Origin of the sequence: Undibacterium sp. MH2W, from assembly GCF_049340215.1 — a bacterium.
Taxonomy (GTDB): Bacteria; Pseudomonadota; Gammaproteobacteria; order Burkholderiales; family Burkholderiaceae_D; genus Undibacterium.
This window is the reverse complement of the sequence record NZ_JBMPPA010000001.1, coordinates 766,772-790,279: the sequence shown is the minus strand read 5'-3', so window position 1 is coordinate 790,279 and position 23,508 is coordinate 766,772. Positions and strand designations below refer to the sequence as shown.

The 23,508-nt window shown below is 48.9% G+C and carries 17 protein-coding genes and 1 tRNA gene; 5 read left to right on the top strand and 13 right to left on the bottom strand.

The window, feature by feature from the left end; translation table 11 throughout:
* Positions 1–4 precede the first annotated feature (4 nt).
* The 3 genes from ACO0K2_RS03310 to ACO0K2_RS03300 all read right to left on the bottom strand — a co-directional run bounded on the left by ACO0K2_RS03310 (position 5) and on the right by ACO0K2_RS03300 (position 3,203).
* Positions 5–1,615, bottom strand: a complete 1,611-nt coding sequence (locus ACO0K2_RS03310; protein ID WP_423016153.1) for a M28 family peptidase — start codon at positions 1,613–1,615, stop codon at positions 5–7.
* A gap of 268 nt (positions 1,616–1,883) precedes the next feature.
* Positions 1,884–2,453: a flavodoxin family protein gene (locus tag ACO0K2_RS03305; RefSeq protein ID WP_423015701.1), complete on the bottom strand. Its 570-nt coding sequence runs from the start codon at positions 2,451–2,453 to the stop codon at positions 1,884–1,886.
* 48 nt (positions 2,454–2,501) lie between these two features.
* Positions 2,502–3,203 (bottom strand): pirin family protein, encoded by a 702-nt coding sequence (locus ACO0K2_RS03300; RefSeq protein WP_423015699.1) that lies wholly within the window; start codon positions 3,201–3,203, stop codon positions 2,502–2,504.
* Positions 3,204–3,310: 107 nt separating this feature from the next.
* Between ACO0K2_RS03300 and ACO0K2_RS03295 the strand changes: the two genes are divergently transcribed.
* Both ACO0K2_RS03295 and gluQRS read left to right on the top strand, forming a co-directional pair.
* Positions 3,311–4,240, top strand: coding sequence for a LysR family transcriptional regulator (locus ACO0K2_RS03295; RefSeq protein ID WP_423015697.1), 930 nt, complete (start codon positions 3,311–3,313; stop codon positions 4,238–4,240).
* A complete protein-coding gene (gene gluQRS, locus ACO0K2_RS03290; protein ID WP_423015695.1) occupies positions 4,233–5,135 on the top strand; it encodes a tRNA glutamyl-Q(34) synthetase GluQRS in 903 nt (300 codons plus the stop codon). Before ACO0K2_RS03295 ends, gluQRS begins: the two co-directional genes overlap by 8 nt.
* A 51-nt stretch (positions 5,136–5,186) precedes the next feature.
* On the opposite strand, the gene ACO0K2_RS03285 is transcribed toward gluQRS, so the two are convergent.
* From ACO0K2_RS03285 to ACO0K2_RS03275, 3 genes are all read right to left on the bottom strand, one after another.
* A complete protein-coding gene (locus ACO0K2_RS03285) occupies positions 5,187–5,813 on the bottom strand; it encodes a hypothetical protein (protein ID WP_423015693.1) in 627 nt (208 codons plus the stop codon).
* 36 nt (positions 5,814–5,849) lie between these two features.
* A complete protein-coding gene (locus tag ACO0K2_RS03280) occupies positions 5,850–6,434 on the bottom strand; it encodes a GNAT family N-acetyltransferase (protein ID WP_423015691.1) in 585 nt (194 codons plus the stop codon).
* Positions 6,435–6,585: 151 nt separating this feature from the next.
* Positions 6,586–6,660 (bottom strand) — tRNA-Arg (locus tag ACO0K2_RS03275).
* 272 nt (positions 6,661–6,932) lie between these two features.
* Here ACO0K2_RS03275 and ACO0K2_RS03270 point away from each other — a divergent pair.
* Positions 6,933–8,855 (top strand): ATP-binding cassette domain-containing protein, encoded by a 1,923-nt coding sequence (locus ACO0K2_RS03270; protein ID WP_423015689.1) that lies wholly within the window; start codon positions 6,933–6,935, stop codon positions 8,853–8,855.
* Between the two features lie 162 nt (positions 8,856–9,017).
* On the opposite strand, the gene ACO0K2_RS03265 is transcribed toward ACO0K2_RS03270, so the two are convergent.
* The 3 genes from ACO0K2_RS03265 to murB form a co-directional block, all read right to left on the bottom strand.
* Entirely contained in the window at positions 9,018–10,328 is a 1,311-nt protein-coding gene (locus ACO0K2_RS03265; protein ID WP_423015687.1) for a putative bifunctional diguanylate cyclase/phosphodiesterase, read from the bottom strand.
* Positions 10,325–12,049, bottom strand: coding sequence for an HD-GYP domain-containing protein (locus tag ACO0K2_RS03260; protein ID WP_423015685.1), 1,725 nt, complete (start codon positions 12,047–12,049; stop codon positions 10,325–10,327). Before ACO0K2_RS03260 ends, ACO0K2_RS03265 begins: the two co-directional genes overlap by 4 nt.
* A gap of 250 nt (positions 12,050–12,299) precedes the next feature.
* Positions 12,300–13,328 carry a UDP-N-acetylmuramate dehydrogenase gene (gene murB, locus ACO0K2_RS03255; protein ID WP_423015683.1) on the bottom strand — a complete coding sequence of 343 codons (1,029 nt, stop codon included), beginning with the start codon at positions 13,326–13,328 and terminating at the stop codon, positions 12,300–12,302.
* An 86-nt stretch (positions 13,329–13,414) separates the two neighbouring features.
* Between murB and ACO0K2_RS03250 the strand changes: the two genes are divergently transcribed.
* Together ACO0K2_RS03250 and ACO0K2_RS03245 are read left to right on the top strand one after the other, a co-directional pair.
* Complete coding sequence (locus tag ACO0K2_RS03250) at positions 13,415–13,906, top strand: YajQ family cyclic di-GMP-binding protein (RefSeq protein WP_423015681.1); 492 nt, start codon at positions 13,415–13,417, stop codon at positions 13,904–13,906.
* 129 nt (positions 13,907–14,035) lie between these two features.
* Entirely contained in the window at positions 14,036–14,665 is a 630-nt protein-coding gene (locus ACO0K2_RS03245) for a retropepsin-like aspartic protease family protein (protein WP_423015679.1), read from the top strand.
* A gap of 68 nt (positions 14,666–14,733) precedes the next feature.
* Here ACO0K2_RS03245 and aroG read toward each other — a convergent pair whose 3' ends face one another.
* The 4 genes from aroG to bcsB all read right to left on the bottom strand — a co-directional run bounded on the left by aroG (position 14,734) and on the right by bcsB (position 23,505).
* Positions 14,734–15,798 (bottom strand): 3-deoxy-7-phosphoheptulonate synthase AroG, encoded by a 1,065-nt coding sequence (gene aroG / locus ACO0K2_RS03240; RefSeq protein ID WP_423015677.1) that lies wholly within the window; start codon positions 15,796–15,798, stop codon positions 14,734–14,736.
* Between the two features lie 406 nt (positions 15,799–16,204).
* Entirely contained in the window at positions 16,205–16,624 is a 420-nt protein-coding gene (locus tag ACO0K2_RS03235; protein ID WP_423015675.1) for a tetratricopeptide repeat protein, read from the bottom strand.
* A gap of 5 nt (positions 16,625–16,629) precedes the next feature.
* Complete coding sequence (locus tag ACO0K2_RS03230) at positions 16,630–20,898, bottom strand: cellulose synthase subunit BcsC-related outer membrane protein (RefSeq protein WP_423015673.1); 4,269 nt, start codon at positions 20,896–20,898, stop codon at positions 16,630–16,632.
* A 219-nt stretch (positions 20,899–21,117) separates the two neighbouring features.
* Positions 21,118–23,505 carry a cellulose biosynthesis cyclic di-GMP-binding regulatory protein BcsB gene (gene bcsB, locus ACO0K2_RS03225; protein WP_423015671.1) on the bottom strand — a complete coding sequence of 796 codons (2,388 nt, stop codon included), beginning with the start codon at positions 23,503–23,505 and terminating at the stop codon, positions 21,118–21,120.
* Between the last annotated feature and the right edge of the window lie 3 nt (positions 23,506–23,508).

The following is a 23,508-nucleotide window of genomic DNA, read 5'->3' as shown; positions in this document are numbered from 1 at the left end:
CGCTCTATTTCGCAGAAACGGCTTGTCGTTGCTGACCAAACGCGTCCCCTTTATTCCATACCGGCATTGACTTCGCATTAGCAACGTCATATCCAAGGTTGAGGGTAAATTGCGCTTGCTGTTGCATACCGCTCAAATCCCATTCGGGGTAATACTTATCGCGTTCTGTGTGGTAATCATTTTTAAAGCCCAACATTTTACTGTTGGCATCTGCTATGCCATGTTGGTCGAAATCAAAGTGGCCATCGCCTGAAAACACAGCAGATCCAACATTAAATGCAGGAACGCCAGCTCGCGCAAAGTTAAAGTGATCGGCTCGGAAAAATGCACCACCTAAATCGGGTGCCGCCTGCGCAATCTGTAAGCCCATTTTCTTGGCAACGTTGACGGCGTTGGCATGGAGGCTGCTACGTTCGCTGCCTTCGATGCCAATATCACGCGTTTTGCCCACAAAATTCATGCTATCCAAATTGAGATCAGCTACGGTTTTCGCTAAGGGCCACGGCGGGTTAGATACATAGGCAGCACTGCCCAGTAAATACTGCTCTTCGGCAGCTGGCCAGAAAAAAATCTGTGTCCGTTTTGCTGGATGATGAACGGCCGCTTGCGCCATGGCTAGTAACGCCGCCGAACCGGAGGCGTTATCGACCGCACCATTGAAAATATGGGTTGAGCCATCAGCGCGTGTCTCGATGCCTAGGTGATCCCAATGTGCCGAATACACCACCGCTTCTTTTTTCAGTATCGGGTCAGTACCTGGCACCATCCCTATCACGTTAAACTGTTCGACGCGACGTACCTCGCTCTTGAGTTTGACATGAGCGATCGCATTGAGATTCACCGGCGAAAAATCACGGGTTTCCGCACGTGCCCGCAACTCGTCTAACTGTTGACCAGCCTTGCTGAACAATTGCTGAGCGACCGCGTCTTGCATCCAACCTTCGAAGGCATTACCCGTATTGGCGATACTAAAACGCTCATGGCTAAAACTGGTTTGTGGCACATTCCATGCGTATGTAGCAGATGGCGTCGTATGAATGAGCAAAACACCCGCTGCGCCCTGCCGAACGGCCTCTTCAAATTTATACGTCCAACGACCGTAATAGGTGAGCGCCTTACCTGCAAACCGATTCGGTTCTTCTGCTGTAGGTTGTGGGTCATTGACCATCATCACCAGTAATTTACCTTTGAGGTCCGTGCCTTTGAAATCATCCCAATGCTCTTCGGGCGCACGCACGCCATAGCCAACGAAGACCACCGGCGCATCAAAGGCAACATCCGTTTTACCACCTGATGAGCCAAAGACAACGTCTGTGCCTAATTGCGGCGAGTACGCTTGTCCATTAATTTCAAATCTCACGGTGCTTTCAGGGAGGGTTTTACTCCCCACAAGACGGACCGGCTGTCTGAATCCTTTCACTTGATCCGATGGTAATGGCTGTAGGCCAATGAGACTGGCTTGCGTTTCCAAATAACGCACTGCCAGATCACCACCACGCTGCCCGGTACCGCGCCCTTCCAATAGATCATCGGCTAAAAATGCTAAATGGGCACGTAAGACAGGTTCGCTGACAACGGCTGTTGCTGGTTGCTGAGAAAGTACCTGTGAAGACATCACGCTGAGGATGAGTCCGGCTCCAATTTGCTTACACTGTCTGATCATTGTTCTTGTCATGGCGATGGTAAAAAATGAGGAAATAGTCGATGAAAAACCAATAACGATTGTAGCGGTAAATGATGGTGAGCGTGAAGTTGATGCAATTGATGCGCAATAAAAAACGGCCCTGTCAGGGAGAAGTGACAGGGCCGTTTTGATTATCATCGCGTGACACCAACTTCAGTCTCACGCCATCAGCGGAGCAAGCTCCACCTTTGTTATTTACTTACGCCAGCTTTTTAGCGACAGTCGCAATGCGTTGACCGAACAATTTTGCTGTTTCCAAATCGCCTGGCAATGGACCTTCTTCTGGGGAAGAATCGGATGGGGACTGCGTCATCAAACCGCTTGAGCTACCAATGAAGTTAATGTCATTGCGCTGCGCTGCTTTGCTGTTCGATGGCATCAGGCCTGTGCCAACCCAGATCATGCCGTGCTGTTGGGAGAACGTGAACAAATAGTGCAAGGTCGACAGTTTGTCACCGTTCATCGTTGCTGAGTTTGTGAAACCAGCGGCGATTTTATCCTTCCACACTTGGGTGTACCAAGGCTTAGAGCTTGCATCAGCAAATTTTTTGAACTGCCACGATACTGTTCCCATGTAAGTTGGCGAACCAAAAACGATCGCCTGAGCCGCTGCTAACGATGCCCATTGGTCGTCCGTGATGTTGCCGTCTTTATCGATCAAAATCAGTTCTGCCTCTGCGCCCGCTGCAATCGCGCCTGCCTGCACTGCCTCCGCTGCTTTGGTGGTGTGGCCGTAACCTGAGTGGTACACAATCGCTACTTTTGTCATGTTTTTCTCCTAGGATGAAAACGATCAATATCGGTTAATGTGAATCAATTACTTTGGCAGATCGAATACCAATACTTCTGCCTGTTTTCCTGCACTTAACTGCAACAACTGCTCATTCTGTAATTTCATGGCATCGCCCGTCTTCAGAACAACACCATTCACAGTCAACTCACCGCGCGCCAAATGAACATACGTCAGGCGATCAGGGTGCAATGCCATTTCTTGTTGCTGCTCACCATCAAACAAGCCGATCAGTAAGCGGGCATTCTGGCGAATTTTAATCGAACCCTCTGCGCCATCGGAGGACGCCACTACGCATAATTTACCTTCTTTTTGCTCACGGCTAAATTCTTTTTCTTCGTACAGCGGCGGCACGTTCAAGACATTAGGTTGTATCCAAATTTGCAACAACTGGGTGTGTTCTGTTGTCGATGGATTGAATTCAGAGTGGCGCACCCCGGTGCCTGCGCTCATGTATTGCACGTTTCCAGGACGAATCGTACTGCCGTTGTTCATACTGTCTTTGTGTGCGATCGCGCCTTCTAAGACATAGGTGATGATTTCCATGTCTTTGTGCGGATGTGTACCAAAGCCCATGCCCGGCGCAATCCAGTCATCATTGATCACACGCAGTGGTCCAAAACCCATGTGTTGTGGATCATAATACTCAGCGAATGAAAAACTATGGAAAGACTTGAGCCAACCGTGATTCGCAGGACCGCGGTCTTGAGACAATCTAAGGGTAATCATATTCGCTCCAATTCAGTTTATTTGATGAATGTACGTACTATATACAAGGACAAGATCCAATATAAGGGTAAAATTTCATACGAATCATTCAGAAATTTTGAACAATAATGAACATCACCCTCGAAGCACTACAAATTCTTGATGCGATTGACCGTAAAGGTAGCTTTGCGGCCGCAGCCATGGCCTTAGATAAAGTGCCCTCTGCCATTACCTACAGCATCCGAAAACTAGAAGAAGATCTCGACGTCTTACTCTATGATCGCCGAGGACATCGCGCCAAGCTCACGCCTGCTGGCACGGAGCTTTTGTCGCAGGGACGACATCTGCTCAATGCGGCGCAAGAACTCGAAAACCGCGTCAAACGAACAGCAACCGGCTGGGAATCAGAGCTCAGAATTGTCCTCGATGGCATCATTCAATTTGATCACTTGCTCCCCTTAATCAAAGAATTTGAACAACAAAATTGCGGTACGCGATTACGATTTTCTCAAGAAATTTTATCTGGCGTCTGGGAGTCAATGATCACCGGTCGCGCTGATCTGGCGATCGGTGCGGCCTATGACGGTCCAGATGCGATTCGTATGCAAGGCGACTTACAAACCCGCGTGCTCGGTGCCATCGATTGGGTTTTCGCGGTTGCCCCAGACCATCCACTGGCACGCGCTGACGAACCCCTCAGTACTGAATTGATACAGCAATACCGCGCCATTGCCATTGGTGACACCGGACGAAGTCTTCCTACCATGACTGCAGGTTTGTTGAGTGGGCAAGATACCCTCACAGTCCCCTCGGTCGAAGCAAAACTCGCCGCCCAGCTATCGGGCTTAGGATGCGGGCACCTCCCCCGCGCGATGGCTACCCGCTATTTGCAATCCCATCAGTTAGTTGAAAAGCGCACCGATCATCAACGTCCGACAGAAACCTGTTGCTACGTCTGGCGGCAAACCAATAAAGGCAAGGCACTGCATTGGTTTTTACAAAAACTCAAAGAACCCGTTGTACAAAGTCTGTTGCTTGGAAATCACTCACATGCATAAACCCATTTATCGGGGCCGCTTCGCACCCTCGCCGACGGGTCCTTTACACCAAGGCTCGCTGGTCGCCGCCATGGCCAGTTATCTCGATGCGAAAGCCCATGGTGGACAATGGTTTGTCCGTATCGAAGATCTGGATTTTGACCGCAACGTCCAAGGTGCTGACTCCCATATTCTGCACTCCTTACAACGCTGCGGCATGCAGTGGGACGGTGACGTCACGTGGCAAAGCCAGCGACAGTCGCTCTACCAGCAGGCCATCGAACGACTCGGCGATCAAGTGTATCCTTGTGGGTGTTCGCGCAAAGAAATTGCCGACTCCCGCCTACGCCGAGGTGAACCAGTCAGCCAAATTTACCCCGGCACCTGTCGTGATGGGTTAGTCGCCGGAAAAGTACCGCGCGCTTGGCGGCTACGTTTACCCCAACCGCATCACGTTGTTCATTTTGAAGACCGCTACCTTGGTCCGCAACAACAGGATATCAGCACCGAGGTTGGCGATTTTATTCTCAAACGCGCCGATGGCTTTTGGGCATATCAACTCGCTGTTGTTGTTGATGATGCAGAACAAGGGATGACCGATATCGTCCGAGGTGCCGATCTGCTCGACTCCACCGCGCGGCAAATTTATCTTCAACAGGTTTTAGGATTACCAAGGGTAAGGTACTTGCACGTACCGGTGGTGAACAACGCGCTCGGCGAAAAACTCTCGAAGCAAACAGGGGCATTGGCTTTTGATCGTGGCGACAATGATCTCCTGCACGATGCTTTACTCCCAGCCGCGCATTTTCTGCAATTGCCAGTGAACCCGCATTGCACGACGATCAGCGATTTTTGGAACGAGGCGATAACGCTTTGGCGTCAAAAGTGGATAGAACACGCGATCAAGATCACATAATGGACGGCGAGCTGAGTAAGGCACAACATCAGCTCGCGTCGATAGTGAGGCTTATTTTTGATAAAGCGGTTTAAAACTTTCCGGCGGTTGGTTACGTGCCGTAGAAGAAACCGGTCCCTTTGAGCTGGTCACAAAGGCAAACTTGGACTCATCAATTTCATTGAGCTTTAAAAATGCCAGATGATAGTAAAACTTGAGTGGGTTATCGGATGTAAACATGTAATACACACCCATCGCATTACCGCCCTCTGTCTTAATCAATGCGTTTGCAGCACCTGTCAACGCCAGTTGGCGTGCCAACGATGTTTGCAAGGATTTTTGGTCCTCTGCTGGCATCTCGTTAAAATTAATCGTTTGCTCAAACACCTCAGTAGGCAATATAGGGTAGCCTTTCGAGGATTGGGCAACACAAATAGTCCGCGTGCCATTGACCACCAAAAATGGCTTCATGCGATCACTGTTACGTGTGACCACCGTTGATGCCGTGCCGGCATCCCTGACCATTTTTAGGAAGGCTGCAGCGGTGGTAGGGAGACATTTGTTTGCAAATTCTTGCGCCTGCTCTGAAATCGTCGACACGCTATTAAAGGTGCTGCTAATGACTATATCTTCTGCCATTGCGGAGAATGGAAAAACTGCCCATAACACCGCTAACATTGCCGTACGCTTGAATACCATCACTACCCCTTTTATTTTTTAATTAAACAACAGACGTTACTTCGTTGCGTATTTCCATTCACGACGCAACAAACCAAATAATGCGGTATCCGATAACACGCCATCCACGATCCAGCGTTCCCGAAGATACCCTTCCTTTACAAATCCCAACCGCTCAAGGCATGCCATCGATGCGGTATTACGTGGATCGACATCCGCTTCAATACGATTGAGGTGAAGATGATCAAATCCATAGTTCAGTAATGCAATCAATGCCTCTTGCATGTAACCACGCCCCCAGTAGCGTGCGGCGAGGCTATAGCCAACCTCTGCGTGTCGACATTGATGGTCAAACTTAAACAAACAGCAATCACCGATAAACTGATCATGCTGTGGATCGGTTAATGCCAATCGAAGGAATTGCCCCGTGCGCATGCCAAGGTCGGTACGTACTAAGGAGGTATTAGCATCGCTGATGGACGTCCATGGAGGTGAACTACCATAGCGCATCACTAAGGGATCAGAATAGACATCCAACATGTCCAAGGAATCTGAAAAATGCAATGGACGCAATCGTAACCGAGGTGTATCAAGAGAAACCTGCGTAAAGTCAGGCATGGTTGTCGCTTGTTCGGTAGTCAAAACGCCACGCCTTTACGAAAAGAGGTTATGTCGGATAATGTTGCAAGGAGGTCGAAATACGGTGATGGCATCGTTGCATAAAAAGCCATGAAAGGCAAGAAAATTGCGACGAATCAACATGAGAAAACAAGGAGGAGGATCAGGGAAACACTGGTCCCGCCGGCGGGAATCGAACCCACATCTTACGCTTAGGAGGCATACGTTCTATCCATTGAACTACGGCGAGACACGGTGTGAACAGACTTAACAGCCATTCAACAAGCCCGCCATCTTACCTGACCATGGCAGAACAATCAATTGAAGGCTGTCCCCGCTGCCTTTGCGGCATGGGCGTGGCTGAGGGGCGAATCAACTTCTCTAGATGACGACAAAGCACGCATTTGCCCTTTATCTGCGTCGCACATCACCGCAGATGTGGCATGCGGGTCTGTCTCGCGTACAATACGGCTTTTCTCTCATTTAGTCCGGCTTTTCTCGCCGCTGACCTCACAGGTATTTATGGCAGTTATCTCATTAAGCGATGCCCAATTGGCATTTGGTCACGTTGCCCTGCTCGACCATGCAGAGTTTTCTATTGAAGCCGGCGAACGAGTTGGTTTAATTGGTCGCAACGGTACAGGCAAATCGTCGTTGTTAAAAATCATCGCCCGCACTTCCAAAATTGATGACGGCTTATTGGTCATGCAGCAAGGCATCCACATTGCCTATGTGGAACAAGAGCCGCAGTTTGCGCAAGACATCTCCGTTTTTGATGCCGTTGCTTCCGGCTTAGGTGAATTACCTGCATTGTTGCAAGAATACGAAGCGCTGACCGGTCAGTTCGGTGGCGATAACGATGATGCGCTCATGGAACGCATGCATGATATTCAAGTAAAACTCGATGCAGCAGATGCCTGGAGCCTGAATAACAAAGTCGAAACAACCCTCGACAAGCTCAATCTCGCGAAAGACGCGATCATGGGAACCTTGTCTGGTGGTATGAAAAAACGCGTGGCCCTCGCCTGCGCATTGGTCAGCGGTCCTGACGTATTGTTGCTCGATGAACCCACCAACCATCTCGATTTTTCATCGATCCAATGGCTTGAAGGCTTGTTAAAAGATTTCAAAGGTAGCGTCCTGTTCATCACCCATGACCGTAGTTTCTTGGACAACGTTGCGACCCGCATTATCGAACTTGATCGTGGCAAACTGACTTCATTCCCTGGCAACTTTACGACATATCAAACGCGTAAAGCGGAGCAATTAGAGATCGAAGAAGTGGAAAACGCGAAGTTTGATAAATTTCTGGCACAAGAAGAAGTATGGATTCGCAAAGGTGTGAAAGCCCGTCGCGTACGCGATGAGGGTCGTGTCAAACGTCTGGAGCAGTTACGACTGCAACGGAGTGCGCGCCGTGAACAGCAAGGTCAGGTCAAGTTGGATGTGTCGTCTGGTGAGCGTTCCGGCAAAATCGTCGCCGAGATGGAAAACATCTCCAAGAGTTTTGGTGACAAAGTCATCGTCCGTGATTTTTCCAGCATTATTCTGCGTGGCGACAAAGTCGGTCTCATTGGTCAGAATGGTGCCGGTAAAACGACACTGCTGAAAATGATTCTGGGTGAAGATCAGCCTGATAGTGGCACCATCAAACAAGGTAGCAAATTACAGATCGCGTATTTTGATCAAATGCGTGCACAGCTCAACGAAGACGCGAGTCTGGCGGATACGATTGCACCAGGCAGTGACTGGGTTGAGGTCAACGGTCAACGCAAACACGTTATGTCGTATCTTGGTGACTTCCTGTTTGCCCCTGAACGTGCCCGTTCACCAGTGAAATCTCTCTCGGGTGGCGAGCGTAACCGCTTATTGCTGGCACGATTGTTTGCGAAACCAGCGAACGTATTGGTCCTTGACGAACCAACCAATGATCTCGATATCGACACCCTCGAATTGCTGGAAGAGTTATTGGAAGAATACACAGGAACGGTTTTCTTGGTCAGCCATGATCGCACCTTCCTCGATAACGTCGTGACCCAAGTAATTGTTGCTGAGGGTGAAGGACAATGGCGCGAGTTTATTGGTGGTTACAGTGATTGGGAACGCTATCGCAATACTGTCACATCAACCAAATCGAGCGCAAAGGCTGATTCCAAAGTAGGCGCTACCGCAACCAATAACGGTGCAACAGCACCTGCGGCACAAGCAAGCAAAGGAAAAAAACTCAGCTACAAAGAGCAGCGCGAACTGGAGGAATTACCAGTGCTGATCGCCAAACTCGAGGCTGAACAACAGCAAATTACCGAGCAGTTAGCCGATGCAGAACTGTATAAAAATGGTCCTGATGCTGCGAATAAACTCAATGCCCGTTTTGCCGAGATTGATGAGCAATTGCTCGAAGCGTTAGACAAATGGGAAACCATTGAGGCAAAAACCAAAGGCTAAGCTCCATTAACGCAATAAGCTCGTTGAGCTCGTTGAGCTCGAAAAACTAAAAAGAATCAGCGTTGCAATCAACGCTGTGACAAATAAAAAAGGTGTTTCGATACAAGATCGGAACACCTTTTTTTATCTTCAATTCAAACGTCAGCGACGCACACGCCTCATCTATGAATGCTGCGCCTGATGAAACGCATGACACCAAGGAATGAGCTCATTTGCCGGCATCGGCTTGGCGAAATAAAACCCCTGAATTTGTTCGCAGCCAAGTGCCTTAAGTGCGTTGAGCGTGGCTTCTTCCTCGACACCTTCTGCCACGACCGGCAAACCAAAGTTATGCGCCAAGTCGATGATACTTTTAACGATCTGCCGATCTTGGATCGATTCTGTCATTCCCTGCACAAACATTTTATCGATCTTTAATTCATCGATCGGAAAACGGCGCAAGTAGGCAAATGAAGAATAGCCCGTACCAAAATCATCGATCGACAAATGAAAGCCTAATTTCTTTAATTCAAATAAGACTTCTGTCGTTTGACCGACATCTTCGATCAGCGCGCTTTCGGTAATCTCAAGACCAATATTGGAGGGAGAACTCATCCATAAGGCCATTTTATGTGCCAAGGTTGCCACCAGATGCGGTTGGGATAATAACCCTGCAGACAGATTGACCCAGATTAGCAAATCAATGCCAAGATCTTTCCAGAGAGACGATTCACGTAACACCGTGCTCAATACTTGCAACGTCAATGCTTCAACGAGGCCGCAACGCTCCACGGTATCGATCAATACGTTGACTGGAATGTATTCAGCATGATCAGATGGCCAACGAACGAGCGCCTCGACGGACTGTACGCGCATCGTCGCCAAATTGACTTTGGGTTGATAAACAACCTGAAGTGCATTGGCATCAATGACTTCAGCAACTAACTTTGGCAAATTTTCTGGCAACAAGTTCGCGTTGATATCACCACTCAGAAAAGAAAATTTCTGGTGTTCCTGCATCGCTTTTTTTTGTGCGTTATCTGCCAGACGCAGCATCGTTAATGCATTCAGACCATGCATTGGCGCACAGACGATCCCAATACACGGACTAAAGTAGACACTGCCATGATTCATCGGCAACGGCGCTTCTAACACCGTTAAAATCCGGTGCACGGCGAGCATGGCTAATGCGGGCGCTGCCAAGCCTGGCATCATCAACCAACATTCGTTACCACTCACAAAAATCAGTTGATCGGAAGAACGTAGAATAGGCTTGAGACTTAACCAGATACGATCTTCAATGTGTCTCGCATGTGCGTCTGAAATAAGCGAAGCAATCCGATCATTACGCTGCAGGTTAATAACAGCAAGTCCTAGAATCTGCGAGGGAGACGCTTCAGCAATCGCACTATCAAGACGTGCAGAGAAATCAGCGCACGATTTCAGGCGTAAAGGTTCACCGCTCGGTGTTAAAGAGACGGAAGTGGATGTCATGTTTTTGCCTGATAAAAACTACGGCTATCGATCCCGTAAGCACCGTCAGGCAGACCACGCAAAATACGGATCGGCACTTCGCCGTGCTGTCTTTCCTGCAGCATCAAATTAAAGACATGAGGTTGTGCGAGGGGCTCTTTGTCGGCATTCGTCAACACCAAAATCTGCGGTTCAAGGCGTCGTAGTTTGTTGTGTTCGAGAACGATCGCCGCTTCGCCCGTTGATAATTCAATCAGGCTACCAATCGGAAAAATCCCAATCGCCTGGACGAACTCTTCCACCAACGGGGCATGCAGTTTATTTTCAGCCAGCCTGAATAATTCTTTCATCGCATCGAATGCCGAGCGCGTTGAATCATAACAACGCGTGGAGGTCATCGCAGCAAAACAATCGACAATGGCGGCCATTCGTCCATAGATGCTAATCTCCGCCGCTTTTAAGCCCGCCGGATAACCGCTACCATCAAGGCGCTCATGGTGTTGACTAATACCCAAATAAACGCTTTGTGACAACGGACCATTTTGCTGCAATTTGTCCAAGCTCGTACCAACATGTTGTGTCATGATTTGGTGTTCTTGGTCATCCAGCTTGGCCGGCTTTTTGAGAATTTCGTCGGGCAGACTCAGTTTGCCGACATCCATCAATAAGCCAATCATTCCCAGATCATTGAGTTGTTCGCGAGCGAACCCGAGGTGGCGACCAAGTGCCATCATATACACCGCCACTTTGAGCCCATGGGCATAGGTTTGGCTATCTTCGCTTTGCATGCGGACTAACCACATCAGCGCAGCCGGATTGGCGATGACGCTCTCTGTGAGCAACTGCACCGCTGGCCGCACTTGCTCTAACTCAAGTTCTTTACCGGCATCGATGTCTTGCGACATCTTATTTAGAAATTCTTGTGTCCGCGCAAAGGCGACCGTAGCGTGCTTGATCTCTTCCTGCATCGGCGCACGGTCTTTGTAGATAACCAAATTGAGCGTTGGCGGAATGTATTCAGGCCGTACTTTACGTGCAACAAATCGGTTTTGCTTCACGGTAGAACGCTTATAAGGTTTGGCCGCACGCCATTTAATGATCATGCTTTGAACGCGTTCAATGAGCGTCAGCGGCGCGTAGACAACGTCACGCGGATAGAGTCCTTCAATCAATTGACTGAACGACGCCGTGGAAGGCGGCACTAATTGGGTGCTCCGCTCGGCTTTACTTGTTGAAACAGGCACGCTGTTAACGCTGGCATAACGCAAGTAAAACGGTGCAGGCTGTGCTGTGACCTTGTTTTCAGGAATCGGCTTAAATACTTTCTTGCGTGCATTCGCCTCTTGTGGCGCACCGCGTACCGCTTTCCACATTTGTTTGAGCGAGGCGGCAACGGCCGGCAAACCTTCATTGACATCCAGATCAGAAGGAGGCGCGCTGTAAGTCACGCGCACCGTTGACTCTTGGACACGTGTGTTTTCTTTTTCTTCTAACGGAAGATGAAAGCTATCCCAAGGGAGATGTAAGAGCGACGAAGGGTCGCTGCGGCTCGGGTCAATGGTCAGTTCACGTACCATTCCCTGCAGTGTCTGGCAATCAAGCAACTCCGTGAGCAAAAAGCCTTGCAACATGAAGGGTGTTTTTTCCCACGGCCGATCCAGCTCGGCAATAAACATACCAACGCGAAGATCACTGATACTGATCAACAGCGAATCGCGTAATTTTCTTTTTTCGTGTATCACGTCAGATGAAGGACTTCAAACCAAATTCGATGAATAAGTAAAGCGGACGATCCGAATGTCAACATGACCGCTAAGCCACATGGTATTCAACGACTTCGTTGCGCTGATGGCTCATTTTGCCAAACAATAACAAAACTCATCCTTATTATCGCACCAGATCCGAAATAAATAAGCGTTTTGACATTAATTCACAAGACTTTCCCATGTCAATAAAACCAACATCTCGAACCAAGTCACCCGTTTCGGAATTTCAATAAAAATTTGGCTCTACTTCTAACTCAACGGCAAATTGCTTTTTGACATCAGAACGAATCCGCTCCGCGAGCGCGCGAACATCGGCCCCAGTAGCGTTACCGCGATTCACCAACACCAGTGCTTGTTTTTCATAAACGCCGACCGTACCGAGTTGACGCCCTTTCCAGCCCGCTTGTTCAATCAACCATCCAGCGGCTAATTTGTAATCGCCGGTGGGTTGAAGGTAACTCACCAATGCCGGAAAACGTTGTTGCAAATCGTTACGCGCCGCCGCAGTCACCACGGGATTTTTAAAAAAGCTACCAGCATTTCCAATGACTTGCGGATCTGGCAATTTCGCCTGTCGAATTGCGATAATTGCCTCACTGACATCGGTCGCAGTGGGCGCTTGGACGCCCGCTTGCAAAAGCCATTTTTCCACATCGGCGTAGGCTAATTTGGGCATCCAGCGCTTCGGCAGCGCAAAAGTGACATTCAAAATCACCCGACGGTCCCGATATTGCTGTTTAAAGATGCTGTCTCGGTACGCAAATGCACAGTCCGCTTTATCCATCACAACAACGTCGCCCGTCTCAAAATCAAAGGCTTCTAAACGATGAAAAACGTCTTGAATCTCGACACCATATGCACCGATGTTTTGGATTGGCGCGGCACCGACCGTTCCCGGAATCAGGGATAAATTTTCTAATCCCGCCCAGCCTTGACCCAAGGTCCATGTCACAAATGCATGCCAATTTTCACCGGCAGCCGCTGTCACGTAATAAAAATCCTCATCTTCCGCCGTCAGCGCTTTTCCACGCAAACACATATGCAGTACCAACGCGTCAATATGGTCTGATAGCACCAGATTACTACCTCCACCGACAATTAATCTCGGTGTTGTCGATAAAGATACATCATCACGAACGGCGCGCAGTTGTGCGACATCAACAATCGGTAAAAACAGGGTAGCCCGCGCATCGATACCGAACGTATTGAGTTTTTGCAGGGAAACATCGTGGGAAAGGGTGTTAAGTGTGCTCATATACCGTAAATTATAGCTGGTAGGCTTTGTGATCGTCCTGCATTTGATAAAATGCGGTATGTTTATTTTTTCACCTAGGAAGTACTATGCCCTCATTTGATACCGTCTCTGAAGCAAACATGGAAGAAGTCAAGAATGCGGTAGCGCAATCGAATAAAGTCATCACCAATCGCTTCGACCTCAAAGGAACCAGCGCCAAAATCGAACTGAAAGACAAAGAGCGCGAAATCGTCGTTTTTGCCGATTCTGAATTTCATTTAGATCAAGTTATTCTGGAAATGAACCAAACCTTAGGCAAGCGGAAAGTCGATATCCGTTTCCTGGATTTAGGCAAAGTCGAAAAAATCGGCGGCGACAAAATCAAACAAGTCATTAAAGTCAAAAATGGTATTGAGACCGAAGACGCCAAAAAAATCGTCAAAGTCATCAAAGAAAGCAAAATGAAAGTGCAAGCAAGTATTCAGGGCGATGCCGTGCGTGTCCAAGGCGCCAAGCGTGACGACCTGCAAGCTGCCATGGCATTATTGCGTAAAGAAATCAAAGATTTACCATTAGAGTTTAATAATTTCCGGGATTAAACCATCCTCGATCTCGTGCGGGATCACGCAACACGGGGCATGCAAAAATAATGACGCCTGCCCCGCCAAGCGGCCGCTCTCGCACTCCACTCTCTTCGTTGCTTGCAATGCTCGCCTCTAGGATTTGCTATGAAGTCTTTATTCATTGTCTTGCTTATGCTCACCATCGGACAGGCAAACGCGACGGATGTAGATGTGGTGGGATTATTTCCTGGCAAGGCGATCCTCGTCGTTGATGGTGCAACAGCAAAAGCGTACCAAGTGGGAAGTATGCTCAGTCCCGACACCCAACTGGTAGCGGCGGACAGCGAAACCGCAACCATCGCGGTCAATGGCAAGCGTTATACGCTAAAAATGGGGGAAGCCGTCCAACACAGCCCCCCTAGTGGTCGCCGGTCAGTGATTTTGCAAGCGGGTGATCACGGTCACTTCATGGCGGATGCAATCATCAATGGCGTGGGGATCAAGATGTTGGTCGATACGGGAGCCAGCCTCGTCACACTTCCCGCCTCAGACGCCATCAAACTCGGCATCAACTACGTCAAGGGTACACGTGGGCACGTCAATACAGCAGGTGGTGACGTCAATGCCTACGCGGTAAAAATAGACAGTTTAAAAATCGGCGACATCGTCCTCTATCAAGTCGATGCGATCGTCATTGAGACAAGTTTAAATATCCCATTGTTGGGCATGTCATTTTTAAACCGTATGGAAATGCGGCGCGAAGGGAATCAAATGACCCTGACCAAACGATTTTGATCAGGGTATGGCACACTTAGAATTTTAGTAATTTCGCGGTATGAAAGCTGAGTGAAACCAGCAAAAAATTACTCAGCCGATTTCACTAAACGACGTTGCTTAACAGCATTGGCCAGCCCTTCTAACACGGTCAAACTCGACTGCCAGTCAATGCAGCCATCCGTTACCGACTGACCATACACGAGCTCTTTACCCGGTACCAGGTCCTGACGACCTGCCACCAGATGCGACTCCACCATCACACCAACAATGCGCGTATCTCCGCCGGCGATCTGGTGAGCAATATCGGCGCACACCGGGATTTGATTGGCTGGATTTTTAGAACTATTGGCATGAGAAGCGTCGATCATCAAACGTGCGGCAAGTCCCGCATTCGCAATATCCTTGCAGGCAGCTTCAACACTGGCTGCGTCATAGTTCGGCGTTTTACCACCACGTAAAATAATGTGGCAGTCTTCATTACCGTTCGTCGACACGATTGCAGAGTGGCCACCTTTTGTGACCGATAAGAAGTGATGTGGTTGTGACGATGCTTTGATCGCATCAACAGCAATCTTCACATTACCATCGGTGCCATTTTTAAAGCCAACGGGGCAAGAAAGCCCGGATGCGAGTTCACGATGTACCTGCGACTCTGTTGTGCGCGCACCAATCGCGCCCCAACTGATCAAATCAGCAATGTACTGTGGGCTAATGACATCAAGGTATTCCGTCCCTGCAGGCAAGCCTAATTCATTGATATTGAGCAGCAGCTCGCGTGCAATCCGCAGACCATCATTGATGCGGAAACTATTGTCCATGTACGGATCATTAATCAGACCCTTCCATCCGACCGTCGTACGTGGCTTTTCGAAATACACTCGCATAATGATTTCCAATTCGCCTGCAAACCGCTGACGCTGCTCTGCAAGTTGACGCGCATATTCCATCGCTGCTTTGGTATCGTGAATAGAGCATGGCCCAATGACCACCATCAAACGATCATCTTGACCGTGCAAAATACGATGTAATGCGGTGCGTGCATTGGCGGCTGTTTCAGAGGCTTTTTCTGAACAAGAAAACTCACGAATCAGATGTGAGGGTGGAACCAGTTCCTTCATTTCGCGAATACGTAAATCATCTGTGCGCTGCATGGTTTCTCCTGAGGAAGTGAATGCAAATAAGTAATTTTAAATAAATAACAATGAATAAATACGGCGTTAGCAATACGTCATTTCGAAGAAAACAAGTCGCTTGATTCAAGTCGATTCTTTCACAGCACCAACGAGATACCTCAAATTTAGCGGCAAAAAAAAACCGCCACATCTGGCGGTTTTTACGAATTCTGGTTGAGCTCTTTTTCTTTGCGTGCTTACCTTCTTCCGACCGCCTGAGGCTGGGAATAGCTAAAGTAAAAAAAGAAAAAGAAATGCGTCATTTTCATGAAATTAGGTACTTTGCTTAATTGTCTGTATTAAATTCTGATAAAGCGGTAAAAGGTACAGAATGATATTGCATCAAAAAAATGCAATTAGCAAGCCCAAAGACCATAAATCTCGCTTATTTTTTCCAAAGTGGTGGCGGTTCGGGCGGAATGTCGCCATCAGGATAAACGTTCATGACTGGATTGCTTTTATCGATCACTTTAATTTGTGGCGCATTACGCCCCACCCACCGACGCAGTTCTTGCAAGTTAGCAACAATATCCGCTCGCCCCGGCCCCAGTCTCACAGCACGTTCGAGCAAACTGAGCGCTTTCTCATAATCGCCCTGTGCGGCGACAGCAACGGCTTGATTGTTCAGTGCCGAAGGATCAAAGGGATTCACCTTTGCCGCTTCAGCGAATTTTTTACTCGCCTCGGCATTGTCGCCTTGCGACAACTGCAATCGACCTTCGGCTTGCAAATCCGCCGCACTACTCGGACTCGCAGCAAGTGACAACGACACCCCAAGGGTAAGACATACTAATAATGGGCGCATACGCATTAATTTCCTGAGTAATACGGTTTTGGTGCCACCGGTGGAAAGGACACAGGCCCGCGTTTTGGCTCAAAAGTATAACGGAGGTACACCAGCGCAGAAGCATCCGTAAAATCACCGGAATTGTCGACCGTCACACGACCACCGAGGGCAAAATGCGGTGACAACAGATATTCGGCAGCGCCTGCTAACTTGTACTGCACGCCTGTATGCGATTGCCCGGCATAGGTCGTTGCAATATTCACCTTTGGATTCGCTGCAGCAAACAGCTCCAGCGCGGTCTGGTCGGCACTCACTAACGGATAATACGGTGCCGCATCGGTTCTAAAGGATTGCACACCAACTGCCGCGTCCAACTGATACGACAACTTACCGCTACGTCCCGTCAGCTCTACAGGCAGATTAATCGCATAATAAGATTGCGGGCTGAAATACCCGCCATTGCCGTAGGTAAAGTTTTGCAGATTCTTTTTATAGAACATCGTCGTCAGATTCACGCCGATGGTCAATTGTGAGTTCTTGGTTTTGTAAGCGCGCCAATATCCGCCCGCCCCCAGATCGAGCATTGAATTGTTTTCGACGTTCGTTCCTCGCAATTCTGCGAAACCAAGGCCACCATAGACGCCCCCCTCATCGCCATTGTAGCCAGCATCAAGGTGTAAGCCGTTTTTGGTCACGCCACCCCACGACAAGCCATAAAGCGTATCTTTGGCACCAGCGTAAGAGAGATAACTATCGGTCACTGAGCGACGTGAAAGCTCTGCGGTCAGACTGACATCATCGACTTGACCACTCCACCGCACGCCACCCACAACGGTTCTCAGCGGAAAGCCGATCGGGCTAGAACCAATATCGAGTTTAAAGCCAGACAATTCATAACTCAGACTCAAGGCAACGCCTCTGGTGCGTTGGTCTAGTGAGGCAATATTAGAAAGCCCCTGCTGCTGCGCAATGGTTGTCAACGGAACACTTGCAAATTGCGCCTGTTGACTGAGGATCACGTTTTTGCCGAACAAACCACCAGAATTCGGATCGTTGATATTGAGGTTACCCGGATCGAGGACAACAGGAATAATTTTCAAACCAAATTGCCCCAAACCCAATGTGGAGAGATGCCCCTCGATGGGTACTTCTGTATCTTTTAATTGTGACAAACCACTTTGCCCACTCCGCGCGCGCGATGTCACTTCGACAGTCACCTCAGAACGATTCAATTCATTTAAGGAGTCGATTTCTTTCATCAACGCCTCTTCCTGCGGACTGATGTTTGACGATGGCGATGCCGACCCGCTGCTCGCCAACTTTGTACTTGCTAACTTGGACGTCGTGTTCAGTGGGGTTGTGTTGGCGATGGCTACGGCGCTAGAAGCAACCCCAGCGGTCGACGTGGTGGATGCAGTCGTTAAACTCACTGGTTTCGGTGCGGATGGTACTGGCGAAACGGCACTAGCAGTCCCCACAGGCGTCGACGCAGGCAAACTCGGTACACTTCGCAAGGCTGGCGCTACAGTACTATTTGCCACCGCTGGTGCAGAGGCAACGGATGCTGTTTGCGTTGCCTTGGCCGCAGTGAGTGCGGGTAACTGGTATTGCGGTGCCAACTGTGGCACGTCGCGCAAGACGGGACCCGGCGTCTGCTTGTCTTGGGTCGCATCTGCTTTGCGATCGGCAAATGGATTGACTTTAAAATCACCCACGTTAACGACCGTCGGTGCAGGCTCGACCAAGCGTAACCCACCGGCGCCTGTTGTTGCCGAGCCAGAGGACAGTGGGCGTTGCGCCTGTTCCATGGCGAGTGATTTTTTGAAATAGCCCAATGCTTTGCTATTTTGTCCTTGCGCTCGTGCAACGTTACCCGCAAGGGCAACAAATCGTGGATTATTCGGTTGCAAGGTCATCAACTTATCCAGATTCTCTTCCGCCCCTTTAAAGTCTTTAACCTGAATGGCGGCGAAAACGAGACCTTGCAATACTTCCGGATTGTCAGGTTCAGTCTTCAATACTTTGGTGTACAACTCGGTGGCAGAATCAATATCGCCAGATGACGAATAAATCCGTGCCAGCGTTAGCAACAGCAAGTTGTCATCAGGTGTCGCGATCAGCATAGGCTGAATATAGGTATACGCTGACGCGTAATCGCCTGCCTCGCGAGCACGTTCTGAGTAACGCATTGCGAGGGATTTTTGCAACTGTTTAAACGAATTGACTTCGTCTTCAGTCAGATTAGGCATCGCTGCCACTTTGCGCATCACCGCCTCAAGCTCTGCTTCCTGATTCACTTGCATCAATGTCGTCGCGTACTCTAACAGCAGGCTGGCAGAGGGTTTAGGACTATCTTGTACCGCCTGACGAATCATGGCATAGCCACGGTCGGTATCACCCAACTTGATATACAGTGCCGCTAACGTGCCAATAAACTCAGGGTCTTTTCCTGCCGCAGCATCGATAGCACCAAGAATCTGTTTGACCTCATCGGTTCTACCACGCTTGTTTAACACGTCAATCCGATCAAGCTGAACGCGGATCCACAACCGTTTTTGTAACGTGAACATTTCTGGTCTGCGTGCATTGGGGGGAATGCGTTCCAAGGTAATCATCCCCTCCCACCACAACTGCTGCAACTGGCTCAGCAGTGCACTCACGTACAGTGCCTCAGCTTCGGGTTTTTCGACATTGGTGAGGGCATCCAAGAGGGCTTGCGCCTGACCGGGCATATTCCGCTTGAGGTAGATTTTTGCCAATGCCATCCGCAACCAAGGATCATCTGATTTGATCAGAATCGCATCCTCCAGCGCTCGCTGTGCACCATTGATATCGCCCGATGCTTCGAGTTGCTTGGCTTTCTCAGTCAGGATAGAGGCTTTGAGGTTATCCAAAATCGCCAACTGACGAGGCAACATGTAAGGCGTGAGTGCCTCCATGTCGGCAAGTCGTTTTTGCGTATCGTAAATACCAACCAGACCATCCAATGCGCGCATGTCGGTCTTATCTTCGTTAAAGACCCGCTTGTAATTTTCTTCCGCGCCTGCCATATCGTTATCAGCCTTGAGCGCATCCGCCAATTGCAAAATGCCTGAATGCTCCTTGCCATTGAGCGCAATGGCCTTGCGTAATAACGCAATACCTTTGGCACTATCATCATCTTCAAATGCGGTACGTGCTTCCTCGACGATCGCCCAATAACTGGCTCCCTCGTAAGCTTGTGTCCAATTTGATTTGCCTTTTTTGGACGAGAGCTTGACGGCTTTTTCGAGATATTTACGTGACTCGATAAATTCTTCCTGCCGCATTTTGACGAGACCCATGCCGCCGTAGCCGACAGAATCTTTGGGATGCGACTTGATTAATACCTGAAATTCTTTTTCCGCTGCCGGCACATCGTTGGCATCGAGGGCCGCAAAGCCTTTTGACTGCCCGCGGGCAAATGCAGTTTCAACCTGTGGTTTATTCTGTGGTCGACGCGGCTCAACAGCATCCGACTTCACTGTCTTCCCAGCGCTGTTGAGTTTATCTTTAATCGATTTATCGTCTGGATGGCGATCAAGGTAAGCGCGGTAATATTTACTATTACTCTGCTCTGCCCCCATCCAGATTAACGCCTGACGCCAGGATTCATTGGCTTGGCGCGCTACTTCTGGCTTGGTGCTCAAGTTATCCAGCATGGCAATGCCTTCATGGCGAGTGGCATCGCGATACGTCAGTGCCTGTGCATATGCCAACGCGTATTTCACGTTGCCAGGATTATCCTTGACGAGCTTAGCTAATCCCTGTTTCGCCTCGTTATACCCGCTTTTTGTCCCTGCCAGCACTTGATAATATTCCAGTGCAGCATCGCCCTTCAGGCGTCCAGGATCACCCAGCAAGCGATAGCTATCGGCCGCAGCCTCGACGTCGCCTTGCTGCGCCAGCTTACGTGCATCATTCAATTGGCTATTGAGATTCACAGCACCACGTCGAATGGCTTCGTCGACGGGGCGGATTTGTGCTTGGCTCGCCTTCAGGTCTTTGAGTTTATTTAAGTAAATCTTCGCTTGCTCTGGATGACCGGTCCGTGCTTCATGCATACCGAGGGCGACCAGTGCATCGATATTATCGGGATCGACTTTCAGCAATTTCGCCCAAGCATCGGCCGCATTATCATCGCGTCCACGCTGCTCCCAAAATTGCGCCTGTTCAAGTAATTTTTGTTGCAACGGGGAGTTTGCAAAAGCAGCATCAGACTCAATGTACATTGACAAAAGCGCCAATACCATCGCTTTTCTTTTGAAAACCATTCATATCCCCTGTTAGGTACCTAATTTACTGCAACGTACTTGGCTGACATCGCATCAATAACGACGGGTGCGGACTGCATCGCAACCTCCTCGTTTCTTGAAATGACAGTCAAACCCGCTTTCCGCTTTTCTTGATATTTTAACTAATAAGACCGCGTTAAAGCGGCCTTATTAGTGAACTTGCTTGCAACCGTTCAGAATTGTGTTGCTTTGATGATGTTATTCGTGATCATCCACTTGCAAACGTTTCGCCGCTTTCGCTCTGAGGAAACGGAACAAGATCGTTGCCACAATTAACGCAGCAATCATTAAGAACAAAATCAACACGACTGGACGCGTCGAGAGGCTCCACTTCACCCAAGTCCATAAAGGTAAGTGGCCAGAGTAGTAGGTATCTCCAATCAGCGCATCCACGACTTTGTCGCCCTTGATCAACACCAAATCACCTTGGAATTTACTGCGGAGGTCAGCCTTATTCAAGCCATTCGTGACATCCAGCAAACTTGCACCATCGCCTCCTGTGACGACAATCACCGAGTGTCCCGAAGAAAGAGGCGATTCAAATTGCATCATGGCACCAAATGCATTACCCGTTTTGGCTAACATTTCGCCAGAACGACGCGCCGTTTCATCCAGGTCTTTACCCGCCCAACGGTACAGGACTCTCAAAAATCCACGCGGTATTTGTAAATGATTGCCCGTCTCATCCATGGACAGTGGCATATATTTACCCCACTGTTTCAAGAGCGGCTGATTGCCATTCGTCGAAATAATCAGCAAATCTTTATCGCTGTGTTTATCGACATCGACAGAACGAATGACTGAATTATTAATTACTGGGTAGCCGGTCGATTCGCCCATACGCCCCATCAAGTTCAGAAATACTTGCGTTTCTTCATTAGTTGGTCGATCAGGCATCACCACCGCCGACTGAGACAAGTCTGCATACTTTGTGAATGGAAATCCCGCATTGGCGATATACGCTAAATTAGGATAGGTAGCGTAATGTGGCATCTGCGAAAAATCGATGGTCGAATCAGGATCGATGGCAGACCGGACATTATCCAGATAGACATCCTTACATGCACCCTGCTTCGGATAGTCATAATAGAACTGGAATTGCAACTGGTTTTCTGCACCAATGCGGAACAACGGCACTTGCACTTCTTCTTGTGCGAAACGATGGCCTTCTTTAAAGAACAGCATCACCGATTCTTTGATCTTACCGGATTCAGTCTCAGCACCCGACAACGACAGCGAACGCACGAAGCCACCATTGATACCGATATTCAGCGTTGATTTATCGAGCGTTGGACGTGGTGTAAAGCGATAGCGCAGGTCAATCGGCACACCATCACGTTGCCACGTAAATAAATCTGGTGCAACGCGCATATTCAAACGAATCGCATCAGGATTGAGACCACTTACCTGCAACTCTTCATTGCGCAATAACTCACCAAACTTCACGGGACGATTGGTAGGCAACCAATTAGGGGCATCATAAGCCTGACGTAATTCCGGCTCTTTAAAATCTTTAATGACAGCACTTGGCCCAGACAAAACAGATTGTCCCAAGGTCAAGGCTTGTACTGCGACTTTTAATTCAGCATTGTCCCGTCCCAACACCAGCAATAATTTGTATTTCGGATTGGCGGGATTAGGAACAACCATTAATGTCGGACCATTAATGACTGGTAATTGAATGCCTGCGGGCGCTTCTTTGCTTGTTGCAAAGACGATCGCATGTTTCTTCGGTAACCCGTCGGTAGCGACTGGGAAATTGGCACCACGGTAAGACGCAAGATGACCGAACCAAGAAGCGACAGAACCCGCATTTCGCAACATATCTAACGATGCTTGCTGCGGCAACACGAATGGTAACTCTAATAAGGTTGAGTCCCGACGATCAAAAAAGGGCGCAGGTAAGATGGATAAATCGTTAGCCAAATCGATCGCGTTGACCGTCAACTCCAGATAACTCGTATTACTGAGATGCGCCCACAAACTCGAGTGATAAGGATCTTCACAATCGCGAGTGTAGTGACCGATCAGTTTAAATTTGAGTTGATTAAAATCGGCAAAAAAACGCGGATCAATGGAATCTTCACGCACAATGCCTTTAGATGTCTCGTGCGGTAAGGGAACAACACTGACCAACTCGTTGTTTACCAATACCTTCATGTGAGACAAGTCAGGCAACAAGGCGGGCGAATAAGAAATGCCGTATTTTACTTTCGCAGACGTAATCACTTCATCACTGCGAACCGTGAACGGAAAACTGCGTTCGCCTTCGATACCACGAATCTCAACACTGGAGTCCTGTCCCATCTGCTTTAAGCTGATCGTATAGACCTTTTGGTTGGCAACAGCCGCTGACGGCTTAGCTGCCACAGAAGATGCGGCAGTGTCAGTCGATGCATCAGCATCCTTGTCCACACTCTCCTGATGACTTGATTTACTTTGTTTCGATTTCGCGTAAACCTGATCATGACCTGAGACTGACAGTCCAGCTGCAAGTGCGAGAACGAGTGTGCTTTTGGCCGCACGTTTCCAAGATAGCTTCATTTTGTCTTTTTTCACGATGTCAGTTTTATGTTGAGTATTCATACG

Bases quoted from the DNA above. Each gene is read 5' to 3' on its own strand.
- ACO0K2_RS03285 (WP_423015693.1), bottom strand. From the start codon at position 5,813: ATGGTATTCAAGCGTACGGCAATGTTAGCGGTGTTATGGGCAGTTTTT.
- ACO0K2_RS03235 (WP_423015675.1), bottom strand. From the start codon at position 16,624: ATGCGCCCATTATTAGTATGTCTTACCCTTGGGGTGTCGTTGTCACTT.
- ACO0K2_RS03300 (WP_423015699.1), bottom strand. From the start codon at position 3,203: ATGATTACCCTTAGATTGTCTCAAGACCGCGGTCCTGCGAATCACGGT.
- murB (WP_423015683.1), bottom strand. From the start codon at position 13,328: ATGAGCACACTTAACACCCTTTCCCACGATGTTTCCCTGCAAAAACTC.
- gluQRS (WP_423015695.1), top strand. From the start codon at position 4,233: ATGCATAAACCCATTTATCGGGGCCGCTTCGCACCCTCGCCGACGGGT.
- ACO0K2_RS03265 (WP_423015687.1), bottom strand. From the start codon at position 10,328: ATGACATCCACTTCCGTCTCTTTAACACCGAGCGGTGAACCTTTACGC.
- ACO0K2_RS03245 (WP_423015679.1), top strand. From the start codon at position 14,036: ATGAAGTCTTTATTCATTGTCTTGCTTATGCTCACCATCGGACAGGCA.
- ACO0K2_RS03295 (WP_423015697.1), top strand. From the start codon at position 3,311: ATGAACATCACCCTCGAAGCACTACAAATTCTTGATGCGATTGACCGT.
- aroG (WP_423015677.1), bottom strand. From the start codon at position 15,798: ATGCAGCGCACAGATGATTTACGTATTCGCGAAATGAAGGAACTGGTT.
- ACO0K2_RS03230 (WP_423015673.1), bottom strand. From the start codon at position 20,898: ATGGTTTTCAAAAGAAAAGCGATGGTATTGGCGCTTTTGTCAATGTAC.
- bcsB (WP_423015671.1), bottom strand. From the start codon at position 23,505: ATGAATACTCAACATAAAACTGACATCGTGAAAAAAGACAAAATGAAG.
- ACO0K2_RS03305 (WP_423015701.1), bottom strand. From the start codon at position 2,453: ATGACAAAAGTAGCGATTGTGTACCACTCAGGTTACGGCCACACCACC.
- ACO0K2_RS03310 (WP_423016153.1), bottom strand. From the start codon at position 1,615: ATGTCTTCACAGGTACTTTCTCAGCAACCAGCAACAGCCGTTGTCAGC.
- ACO0K2_RS03270 (WP_423015689.1), top strand. From the start codon at position 6,933: ATGGCAGTTATCTCATTAAGCGATGCCCAATTGGCATTTGGTCACGTT.
- ACO0K2_RS03250 (WP_423015681.1), top strand. From the start codon at position 13,415: ATGCCCTCATTTGATACCGTCTCTGAAGCAAACATGGAAGAAGTCAAG.